At 34.0% G+C, this 12,082-nt stretch carries 10 protein-coding genes; 2 read left to right on the plus strand and 8 right to left on the minus strand.

The features are described 5' to 3' along the window. The 8 genes from Q4P18_RS08365 to Q4P18_RS08400 all read right to left on the minus strand — a co-directional run. Positions 1 to 332: hypothetical protein (locus Q4P18_RS08365; RefSeq protein WP_303337814.1), on the minus strand; the 332-nt coding region annotated here is incomplete at its 3' end. Between the two features lie 4 nt (positions 333 to 336). Further along, positions 337 to 3,846: a BREX system P-loop protein BrxC gene (gene brxC / locus Q4P18_RS08370; protein WP_303337817.1), complete on the minus strand. Its 3,510-nt coding sequence runs from the start codon at positions 3,844 to 3,846 to the stop codon at positions 337 to 339. Between the two features lie 4 nt (positions 3,847 to 3,850). Continuing rightward, entirely contained in the window at positions 3,851 to 4,432 is a 582-nt protein-coding gene (locus Q4P18_RS08375) for a DUF1788 domain-containing protein (RefSeq protein ID WP_303337819.1), read from the minus strand. An 8-nt stretch (positions 4,433 to 4,440) separates the two neighbouring features. Next, entirely contained in the window at positions 4,441 to 5,022 is a 582-nt protein-coding gene (locus Q4P18_RS08380) for a DUF1819 family protein (RefSeq protein WP_303337821.1), read from the minus strand. 153 nt (positions 5,023 to 5,175) lie between these two features. Then, on the minus strand, positions 5,176 to 5,595 hold the full coding sequence (locus tag Q4P18_RS08385) for a hypothetical protein (protein ID WP_303337823.1): 420 nt from the start codon (positions 5,593 to 5,595) through the stop codon (positions 5,176 to 5,178). Between the two features lie 91 nt (positions 5,596 to 5,686). Further along, positions 5,687 to 7,150, minus strand: a complete 1,464-nt coding sequence (locus Q4P18_RS08390; RefSeq protein ID WP_303337825.1) for a tetratricopeptide repeat protein — start codon at positions 7,148 to 7,150, stop codon at positions 5,687 to 5,689. Between the two features lie 380 nt (positions 7,151 to 7,530). Beyond that, positions 7,531 to 8,358 (minus strand): hypothetical protein, encoded by an 828-nt coding sequence (locus Q4P18_RS08395; protein ID WP_303337826.1) that lies wholly within the window; start codon positions 8,356 to 8,358, stop codon positions 7,531 to 7,533. A 414-nt stretch (positions 8,359 to 8,772) separates the two neighbouring features. Further along, positions 8,773 to 9,945: an aldo/keto reductase gene (locus tag Q4P18_RS08400; RefSeq protein ID WP_303337828.1), complete on the minus strand. Its 1,173-nt coding sequence runs from the start codon at positions 9,943 to 9,945 to the stop codon at positions 8,773 to 8,775. A gap of 68 nt (positions 9,946 to 10,013) precedes the next feature. Between Q4P18_RS08400 and Q4P18_RS08405 the strand changes: the two genes are divergently transcribed. Next, complete coding sequence (locus Q4P18_RS08405) at positions 10,014 to 10,397, plus strand: hypothetical protein (protein ID WP_303337830.1); 384 nt, start codon at positions 10,014 to 10,016, stop codon at positions 10,395 to 10,397. Positions 10,398 to 11,420: 1,023 nt separating this feature from the next. Next, positions 11,421 to 12,044, plus strand: coding sequence for a hypothetical protein (locus Q4P18_RS08410; protein WP_303337832.1), 624 nt, complete (start codon positions 11,421 to 11,423; stop codon positions 12,042 to 12,044). Positions 12,045 to 12,082 lie beyond the last annotated feature (38 nt).

The raw sequence follows: 12,082 nt of genomic DNA on the forward strand, positions 1-12,082 counted from the left end.
ACTCTTGTTTTGGCAGGTAAATAGTTATTTACCTCCATAAATCTTATAGCAATTATACGGTTAAACCATGTGTATGCTACTTCTTCCATTACATTTTCAAAGCCTTTGTTGTTGATTTCCTGAACAAGGCTTTTTCTTTGTTCAATTTCATCATTGTAAATTGTATGGGTTGCAGATCCTCCAAGAGAATAAGTTTCCATATCCTTTGTAGATTCAATCGGTTCTGCTATTCCATTTTCGGTTATCCCAAGAAGACTTGCCTGATATTTGGCATCGTCAATCAATTTTTCTCGGGCATTAACGGCAAAAGTTTTAATAGCTTTTTTATCCATAAACTCACCTTAAACTTAATCTTACCTCGTCATAATCATTAATTTCCCTTTTTAGGTTTTCCTTCAATATTTCAACAAACATATTAATGTCTTCCTCAGATTTGATATCAATTCTTGACTTTGACATTATACTTACAATAGAGACATCCTTAACTGCAGGAACTGGTTTGGAATCCTGTTCTTCAATATCCTTAGGCTTGTTTTTCTCTATTATTTTTTCCCTGATGTTTTCAGCTTCCTGTGTCATCAAACGAATTTCTGGAATTGATGTGGAATTCTCTAATTTCAATAGTAATTGATTAAACTGTTCTTTATCGCCATCTACGCTATTCCTGATATTATTAATATCATTTCTAACGGGTTCCTTTTCCAATTCCAATATTCTCTTATTTTCCGTTTTAAATTGTTTAATGAAATTATCCAAGAATTGAATATGAGAATAAGGGTATGGCATGTTTAAAATATTGGAAATTTCATTGGCAATCCTTTCCAATTCAATGGAATTTATCAGATTTTTATTGACCTCATAATTTTTATAGAGGGAAGTCGCATCCTTATAAAATTCCTTTTGCGGTCCTTTAAAGAAGTTTAAAACAGGATTTATGTCATCAGCCAAATCTAAAATTTCATCCTCTTCATCAGAAACTGTCCTGTAGAATGATTCTATGGTATTTATGGCAAGTATTGACTTAAAGAACTGTTCAGCTTCAATTAGAATGTTCTTACCAGGATAACTGTCTAATATATTGTATTCCACCAACAAATCGTTGGAAATTTCAGAGACCAAATCATTCAATTTACTTTTAAATGAATCCATAAGTTCTTCATCATTGTCTGGAGCATTTGTGGTGTCAAACAATTCCTTATACACCGATTTGGCAGATTTTATTTGATTTATTGGAGTGTCTGCTTTTTCCTTAACCAAAATCTTATCCCTGAATTCTGTTTTTGTTAAGAAGTCCAATATTTTTTCTGCATTATACTTATTGAGAGTAATGTTCTCATTATTTTTTATTAGTGAAATTGAGTTTTGGGAAAACAGCTTTGCAATTAGCCATTCAATATCCAGATCTGTGTATCCGTAAGGGGCTGAAGAGAATTTATTCAAAAGATCCTTGATTGAAATCTTTTCATGAATGTCTGATTTTAATTTTACATAATTATATAAATCCTCTTCTGCATTTCTAACGCTAGTATCGGACAATGTCTGTTGTGTTTCACCCTTAATAACCTTTAGAATATCCGATTTTTCTGGAGCAAAGTCTTTGAAATAACCTAACTTGGAAAATACATGTTTTATTAAAAGACCCATAGCCTCATTTACTCTTTCGTTTGAATTTTTCTCAAGAATATCGATTTTTTGGCCTTTGATGTATACGTCAGCGTTTTTCAATGCTTCTTCAAGTAACACTTCAGAACGTGAAACTTTATCACTATATTCTGCCTGCTTTACAGTTTTTAATTCAGGTTTGATAGTGGCGTTATTTTTTTGTAAATATTTCCTAATCTGTAAAATTTCAGTAATTTCTTCAAATACGGTTAAATCACTACCTAAATAAAAAATTGCCTCATTTTTATCATTTGATAGTTGTTTAAGATGATATTCCATATTGGTATCCAAATCATCTCCATCGAGACTCATCTGACCTGTGGAAATGTCATTTTCATAATAAGGAGTTATTATTCTGATTCCAATATCATTTGTCTGTTTTCCAACCAGTTTGTCATCAATTATTTTATTGAATGAGAAATTGTAACGGTTTGAATGCTTGATTTTCCTGTCTGTAAGCAGCTTCTGGAAAATGAAATTGCCTGCATCATCGAGAATTTCCCCAACTTCAACATTTTCATTTTTAATCTCCCTATTCAAATCCTGTTCCTCATTGGTAAGGAAGGAGTAAATTTCACCGTTTTTCTGAATAAGTGTTTCTGTAAGTAGTTTTCTTAGAGACTTTTCAATCTTGTTTTTCAGATCAATCTTATCGTCACGAATATTGGAAACCATTAAAGTTGCAATATTTTCAACATTACCCTTAATTTCCTTAACATATTTAATTAAGAATAGTGTTTTAAGAACCCTTACATCAAAATAGTTTAACCTGTCATTTTTATATGCTTTTATGATTACTCCACTATGAGAGTGGTCGACAAATTTTTCCAAGGCATCGTAGAAAATGTCAAATGGAACTAAAGCTCCCATTTCAGCATCTTTCATTTTAATTGCAGATTCCTGGAAAAGTGCAAGCATTGACCTTTCACCTTCAGCCAAATGCTTTCCTGATGCTCCATGTTCTCTAATGGATGTCAAGACTGATTGTAATAAATTAAACTGATAAGGGATAAAAGGATATATTGAAGCAAAATCAGAACCGCTAATATATGTTTTCATCTCAGCACTATCTTTAAATGTTATCAAATTTTTAATAACAGGCTCCACACCAACATAATAATTCTCCAAATCATAAAAGGAACTATCGGTCTTTGTTAGAATCCTTTTACGGATGACCTCATCAACATTTGCAGATGAAAGTGAAAGTCTTGTTTTGAATCTTCCCTGAATTTTGGAGAAATCCTGACCCTTGACTGAGATGATTTCATCAATATTCTGCTGGCTTGTAACTATAATCCAAGCGTTTCCCCTACATTTAATACCTAAATCCTCTGTTAAGGATTGTAGATTAAGCATTAATGGAGTGCTGTCACCAATATACTGTCCAACCTCATCAACCAAGAACACAAGTTTGTGGTTAGGGCCTTTGCTGTTGCAATAATCGTTGATTTCATCTGCAAATTTCTCAATTGATATGTTGTAGTTGTCTTCAGCCTTATCTGCCCAATTGTTCGCGGCCTCTTCACTCATGTAGCCAATCTTGACAAGAGCTTCGATTACAGAATCCCTTATGAAATAAAAGTCATCACGTGAGTTTTCCCAACTTTCGTCTTCTATTTCTTCAAAAGCCTGTTTGAATTCATCATACCTACCATTTTTTTCAAGATTTTTTTCAAAATCAGCAATGAAAGCATATTCGCTACAATATCCTCTAAATTCATTGAATACCTTAACAAAAACGTCCAGGATTTTGGTGCTTTCAGAAGAAGATGTAGAACTTTTTGAATCTATGTTAAATAGAATGACTTCAGTGCTTACATTTGTGGCAGAGCTCATGTCTGCCAAAATCATTGGATCATCAATTTTTTCATCTTCTTTAAAGAAGTCTATAGGTCTGCGACCTTTAACTACCATATTACTATCTAAAATATAAGACAATATTTTTAAAAAGTGAGATTTACCACTACCGAAGAATCCTGAAATCCAAACACCAATATCGTCAGTATTGGTATTTAGTGCACGATTATAATTTGAGAAAAATTCTCTGAAATGCTTTAAAAGTTCAGAAGTAACTACATACTCATTCAATTCCTGATACTGGTTTTCCTCGTCATTTTGACCAACCTTAATAACACCTTTAATATCCCTATCAATTGGTTTTTTAAACATCTCTTTAACTTGCATAACCTCACTCCACTAATTTAAATGCCCTATAATAATTATTACTTTCCAGAGTATTGAATAGCCTCAAGTCATTGCCAGAATATGTTCCTGGGAAAAATAGAATAACAGGAACTTGATCTAAAACCTGATGTAAATTATTTAAAACCTGATGTGACCTGAGCAACGGATAAGCCTTACCAACTCCTGTTAAGAAAACAATAGCATTTTCTTCAGGAGTGTTTTCCAAAATATAGTTAACAATTAAGTTTGAATCCTGAGACAATTTAAGTGATTTGACAACAGCCCTTTTCACGAATTCTTTTCCCTTTTTCTCTTCAAACTTGAAGGTTTTTTCTAAAAAATTTTTTTCCTTTAAAATTCCTATTATAATATCATATAAGTCGAAATTAATTATTTTAAATGACAAATCGTCTTTAGAGTTAATCCTATTAACGATTTCATCGACTTTTTTTCTAACCTTCAATTCGTCTTCAGGATCATAATCAAAGACATAATAGCCCACTTCATTTCCCAGGCCTTTATTTTCCAAAAAGGACTCTTTTTTTATTTTATCGTAAACCTCTTCGAATCTTTCATCCAAAACCATGCCATCACCTAATTTACAAAAATAGCCTCGATAAAAGCCCCATAATTCTCATTTAGCAGCATTGCTTTCAAATCCAAATCTATGAAAGGTATTGAAAACATATCATCTTCAATCAGAAGATTTGATTCTCTCAATATTGTTTTATAACCTGATTTAAGTTTTTTTAAAGTAACTTCTTGCCAATTAGCAACTTTTTCACTTTGCATTGCTTTATTTTCAAAAAATATCTCAAAATCAGAATTTTCCAATTTGAAGTTTCCTAAAATCATATGATCCCTAAAAACTTCCCTGATAAATTCAAAAAACAACATATCATTTTTTAAAATAGAAACTAAAACAAAGAATCTAGCAGAATCAGTATCTACTTGTAAAAATTTTTCAAGTAATTCATCAGAAAAACCATCAAGTCTTTTAAATAGAGTATTAACAATTTCTTTTCTACGTCTTTCAGAATTTAATTGAAAAATATTATCATCTAAAGATAACTCCATTATTTCTTTTTTATCTAAACCATCTAACAATAGTTCTGCCATTTTTTTTGTTTCGAAAAACCAAAAAGGCAAATATGAAAGTTGCATTGTGTAATTCAAAAGTATACCTCATAAAATTATATTTATATATATGATGTGATTATAATAATAAACTTTATGTGAAAAGAAAAAGTAAAATGTTTGATATTTGGTTTAAAAATAGTCATAATAATTTAAAATATTAATTATAAATTAATCTAAATCATAAAAATATTAATCGTGAAATAAAATATTGTTTATAAAACCCAAATTTTCCTCATCATATGAATCAGATTTTTCATAAATGTCCGCGTAAAATTCGTTTTTATAATCAAACGATTTGAAAACAAACTCATCAGACTGCTTTTCATAATCATTCAATGATAGTTCATTATTAAAAAGAATCAACTCTAGAAAATCATAAAATAATGTTTCAATCAATGAAAAACATTCATCAAGCATATTCTTTTTCAGCAAATAATCGGCCATCAGCTTTAAGGAGACGAAATCATAAAATTCCTCTTGAAACTCATGATTTTTACGAAAGAAATCTTCGGTTTTCTCCAGCAGATAACCTATCTTTTCTTGATTGTGATTTTCATTAATATTTTTAAAGGAATCATGTAAATCTAAAAAATTAATATCCTGAGCCATTATTTATCATTGTCTAGAAATATGTTTTAGACTGCTTAAAAAGAATTTCTTTCAATTGAGATAATAAGGCTCAATGAAGGCAATTTTCCATCTATAGCTCAATATATTCAAAGTCCATGAAGGATTCGTTGAAGTTGTAGAATTCAACCTTCCTCATGTCCACTAGTGTGTTCAAGTAATACATTGCGCTTTCGTAGTTTTCCTCGTTCTTGTGGAAATTGAAGTTTTCGCAGATCAATCCTATGATTTCCGGGTTGAAGTCTACCCATATTCCGTTCCTGAATGCTCTGCTGTAATCTCCTTCAAGGACTTCCCCTATGATTTCCACCTTTTCATAGTCTGAAGTTCTCAAATAATACTCTTCTAGAACATAATACAGTTCCCTCATGTTCTCGACCCTGTAGGCGTACTTGAATCCCAGGTCGATTGTTTTTCTGCATTTCTCCAAATCATTTTCAAGGTAATACAAACTCAGTTCAATGAGGTTGTCCACGTTTACCGGATTTAGGCAATATGACTTCTTGAAGTGCTTCAGGGCCTCTTCACTCCTACCATTATCATTCAGTATCACCGCATATGCCATGAACATTCTTGCAAGGTCATGGCGAGCAATGAAGGCTGTCTCGTCGAAGTACTGCCTGAATATGTCCTTTTCTATCTGTGATGTTACGTAGTCATCTTCACAAGTATAGCCTGAAATCATCTCCTCGATTTCGGATATCCTGTCTTCACCCATCTTGGACTCTTCAATTAGCCTTTCGCATTTTCCTGCAATCTCGTCTAGGTATTCTGTCATTCTTGCTGAGAAGATTTCCCTGTCGAAGCCTTCAAGGTTCTTGAGATATTCCTTCAGGATAACCTCCGAAAGCTCCGGATCATCCTTATGGCTTTCAAACTGATTTTTAAGGTATCTTCTGTTGACGCTTCTGCTTGAATCCATCTTTGATAGAATCCTGAGAATCCTCTGGTCCTGGTTTTCCACTATCCTGAAGTCGGAATCGATGAGAACCCTTTCCCCATCCTCCAGACGGCCAATGAACTTGTCATCATGAATGTTTTCAAGCTTTATCCTAACCCCGTCAAGATATATAACCAGCGGGTTCAAATCATCCCTATACTCATCCAGATCGGAATTTCTGCATATTTCCTCAATCCTTTCGTTTCTGATGAATGGCAGGCAGCCGTAGTACTTTTCCCGGAACTTGCTTCCAAGGTCGTCTGCGAAGATGAAATCTGAATCCGCCACCTCATGAAGGGGAATTGTGTGTTCCGGAGATTCCTGTGGGAATAGCTTGTACTCCCAGATGTCCTGTACCTTGTGCATCGAGATGTTGTTCTGCTCGTCCAGTGATGCTGTTGTGAGTTTTATTATGTGAACTCCGTTGGACAGCGGGAAAACGTATCCGAAAACCAGATTTGAGTTGATGTAGCTGATCTTGTATAGTGCGTCAATGTTCTGTGCGTGGTTTTCTTCCTGGAAAAGTATGAATCTTCCTACTACTTCACTTATTGGATAATCTTTAAGAGCGCCTTTGCTTTTGAATTTTAAATTCACTTTGTCACCTAAAATTAGACTTAAATTTAAAATCTCCTTCCTAAAAATAGCATATTGATTAAATGTTTTTTGATTATCCAATATAATACTATTTGTTTATACCCTGTTTTGAAATCGGAATGACAGCATCCATTATTGAAAATAGTGATTATAACATTTTTTTGAGCATTGATCGGATGAACATGATTGTTTTTTTGGATGGGAGGCTTGGCCAAAATTATAAATTTCATTAAGGTATTGCTCTTTCTTGAAAGAATTTAAAACAAAGCGTTCTGATTAACTTATTGGGTATTTTTGTAATAGTTGAAATATTCAAAAAATAATTTTGGCAGCCCCTCCAAATATTTTAAAAAGATTCCGTTTTTAGGTCTCTTTTTGAATTATTCATCAAGCAATCTTGGATTTTTGGAATTGTTCTTGCTGATGACTTTTTTACCTAACTGCTTTTCAAGATTCTCACGGGCACTGCCTGCAATATTTCCCCCTCTTTGTGCCACATCTTTACTTTCCTCAAAACCCTGTGGACTTTCTGCACGACTGATTTCAGTAGTGGAAACTTCAGCCAACATGTTTAAAACAAGTTCTGTGTTGGTCATGTTATCTCTGAGACTTTCCTTTCTCAATCCTTTATAATCCTTATATTCTCTTGTTGTCATTCCAGACCATGTTTTGCTTACTTCATTGGTAAGCATTGTATATTCCTGTCCTTGTTGCACCCCACTTCTATCCCATTCGCTGGTTAGGTCTTTTCTTATTTCAATGCTTCTTAATCTTTGGGATATCCATTCTTCACTATGTCCTTTTTTACGGTAATAGTCTATTGCCCTTTCGATTGCCTGTTCGGGGTCTGCCATTTCATCCAGCCTTTCCTGACCCAGTTGTGCTAGCCATTGTTTGATCGGTTCTGCCTTTGGAGAAGGTATTGACTGTATGATTCTTAACATTTGTTTAACAGTGGCTACATCGGTTTCACGCATTTTACCATCTTTAGCAGGCATTTTCAACCTTTCCCATTTTGGGAATGGTTGACCAGATTCTTCAGATAATCTGCTTTTCAGTTTACCCCAGTATGTAGACTGGTGTTTACTTTCAGTAATGGCGGCAATAATGTCAATTACTGAAATGTAATATCCATCAATGCCAGAATCCCAAACTCTCCTTATTTCTTTATTTTCAAAAAGTTTGATTTCATTTCTTTCTAGAGCCATGGGACTATTTTTATGGAAATGTTTATATAAATATTATTTTGAGGTTTTAGGATCTTCATGTTTTTAGTGGTTTTTGGTTGTTTTTGTTCCTATATTTTATTGTGCAGCATGTTTGTCTTGCTATTTATTGAAGTGTTATTCTTTTATCTAATATTTGGAGTATTTTGCTGAAGTAGTTTTTAATTTTATTGTTTGGGGAGTCTATTTTTTCCTTTATGGGTTTTTCTAGAAAGTATTGGAAATTGCGATATTGTGGCATGAATTTATCTTTGAGAACTTTGTTTTTACTGTTGAGGAAGCATATTTTAGTTTGGATTAAATAAAAAAAAGGAATATGGTTTGGAAGAACCCATTATGGAAACCGTCAGTAGAACTCATTATGGAACAATTCCACACATTAAAAAAGAATATGGTTTAGTAGAACTCGTTATGGAACAGTTCCACAATGTCTTCCATGTATTCCGGAATGTCCAGGTGCTGAGGACATTTTTCTATACATGCTCCGCAGGCTGTGCAGTCGCTTGCCTCTGCGGTTTTCATTGCATATGTCCTGTAGAGACCCTGCTGTGGTGACCAGCCGTTTGAAGGAAGTCTCTTTTCGATGTTGTAGAGCTCGAAGAATGTTGGGATTGGTATTTTCTGAGGGCATTCGTTTATGCAGTAGTTGCACTGGGTGCATGGGATTGTTGAAATCTGATTTATCTCTTCTACCGCCTCTGCAATGAGCTCCCTTTCATCATCATCCAATGGTTTTGCATGCTTCATTGTGTTTAGATTGTCCTCCAGCTGCTCAAGGTTGCTGGTACCTGAGAGAACTGTGATTACTCCGTCAAGGTCGAGGCAGAACTTCAATGCCCATCCCGGAATTGAGATGTCGGGATTTTGCTGTTTGAATTTTTCTGAAATGTCTTCAGGCAGTTCTGCAAGTGTTCCTCCCTTCATCGGTTCCATGATCATTATGTCCTTGCCGTATTTTCTTGCAATCTCGTAGCATTCCCTTGACTGTACTGATTCGTTTTCCCAGTCAAGATAGTTTATCTGCAGCAGCACGAATTCTATTTCTGGCATTTCCTTCAACACTTCCTCGAGGATTTCTGCGTTGTCGTGGAGGGATATTCCGATGTGCTTGGCCTTTCCTTCCCTTTTGAGGTTTACCAGATGGTCGTAGGCGTTGAACTTTCTGAGGGCGTCCAGTGTCCATGTGCTTACGTTGTGAAGCATGTAGTAGTCGAAGTAGTCCACGCCGCACCTTTCAAGCTGGAGGTTGAATATGTCGTCAAGGTCCTCTTGCCTTTGAAGTTCGAATGAAGGCATCTTGTTGGCCAGGGTGAATGAATCGCGAGGATATTTCTCAACGACGTATTTCCTTATCATCTTTTCGCTTGCGCCGTCATGATAAGGGTATGCTGTGTCGAAATGACTGTATCCTGAATCCATGTAAGTTTCAACCATCTTTTCAAACTCCTCCTCGTCGATTGAAGTGAAGTCTGTTTCGTCTTTTTGCGGAAGTCTCATTGCTCCAAAACCATATTGCATCATGTTTTCTATATTTGTTTTCAACAGATATATAATTGTTGTTGATTGCAACATTATCCTTGGAAAATAATAACTATTTATACACAAATTTATATATTGAAATAGACAAAATTACACACATGAATGAAAATGGCAAAAAGCAAAATGAAATGAACAGGAACTGCATTGAAGCAGAAAAGGCAGGAAACGAAAAGCTCCATGAACTTATGGAAATCCACAAAGTGGACAGGATGAGTAAAGAGCTTGAAGAACAGGTCAATCTCCATGAAAAAGAAGAACAAGAATCCATTGAAGAACTGGAACATATGATAGAGTACGATTACTGCGAAATCGATGACACCTACGAGGACTCCTTTGGCTTTAGTGACTGGCCAGACCCAATCGGGACACTTGAAGAAAGGAAATCCCAAAAAAGATTTGATGAATCCATCGACTGGAATGCAGAATGCTTCATATACGGCTACGAAGGAGGACTGTATAAAGAAGAAAAGGACTCCCTATGAAAACTTCCCTTATGAAGAGAACCATGATTTTTCCAATGAAAATCAGGATGATGATTATGAAATCATGCAAGGCTACGTCAAAAAGCTAAACACCGAGAACTATAAATAAAGCCTAAACAAACCCATCATGGAAAATATCCGCACATTGGCTGAAGCCCATAATATTGAAAAAATGAACAGGGACCTTGAAGAGCAAGTGAAAAGTCATTTTAAATATATTTTAAAAGATTAAATCAAATAATCTTCCAAACAAACATATGATGGAAACAATAGTATTAAAATGTAATAACTCATAAGTATATCGCAAAAACTCCTTATTCAAGATATTCCTTGCATTATTATTTCTTCTTTGAAGGAGGATTGGTCAAAATTACAAATTTCATTAAAGAATTAATTTTTCATGGGAAAATTTCGAATAAAACATCTGATTAATTTATTTGGGGTTTTTGTAATACTTATAATACTCAAAAAATAATTTTTACCATTCCATAATCTAGATGTGGATATTTGTATTAAATTTTTAATAAGCACTACAGATTTCCAAGGTAAAAAAGTACTTTTAAGCTGTTTCTACCATATAAGAATTTTTATTGACAGAAATGGACCAATGGTATGGCTTTCAGCTTTCCAATCTCATGGTTGGAAAATGGCAATCTGTCCTATGCCCTTTTAAAATCAAGATTTTTTTACTTTATTTTGGCTACAATTTTTAAAGGTCAGAACAATTTTATTATTTGGAATAAATTATTCTAAATGCCTATAATCTTATTATTAGTTGTAATATTGCTTTATTTTTAAAATTAAGTTTATATAGTAGTTTAATCAATATATTGGATTATGAAATTTGCAAAAAAATTATGGGGGATTATGAAGGAGGACAACTTTCATAATCCTCATTTTTATGATATAGCTCAAAAGGATTTCTGTGTCCTGGACATAAATTCAATACTGGAGATCATGGGCGAAGAAGATCGAATAGACAAATTCTTCGACACGGAACTTACCTCAAAGCTAAGGGGAGAGTTGAGAGCCGACAAAATAGCACTCAACCTCAAAACCGACATGACATACAGTATCGAGTTCGAAAGCGACGGGCCATCAAGAAGGGCACTACACAAGCACGCACACTACATAGTAGCCATAGGAGAATACATAGACAAACCCATAAAAGCAATATCGATAACCACATCAAAGACAGAAAAACAAGTGAAAAAGGTAGACTACGGACCAGCAGGAACATTATACATAAAAGTGCTCCCATACTGTTCCATTGATGGAGAGGAGCAACTAAAGATAATTAAAAACAAACTGAAAAATAATGAAAACTTAAATAATAACGACCTCATATTCTTAACCATAGGACTAAAAACAAAATTCCAAAGAGACATGAAAGAAATATTCAAGGAATTCCTTGAAATAATCAAAGAAATATACAACAACCCATCAATCCAAAAAATTGATTTAGAAAAGAACATAGGCAAAAATCTTGACGAAAACCTGGAAGAAATACTAATGTGGTTCATGTTCGAAGGAGAAAAACTATTCGGCGAAAAAGAATTCGAAAAAATACTGGAGGGATTCGGAATGGAACTAACAATAACAAAACGCGTAAACCAAATATTCGAAGAAAAAGGAGAAGAAAAATGAAAAGAAAAAGGAAAAATAGAAGGAAGAAAAGAAGAAAA

The organism is Methanobrevibacter sp., from assembly GCF_030539665.1.
GTDB lineage: Archaea > Methanobacteriota > Methanobacteria > Methanobacteriales > Methanobacteriaceae > Methanocatella.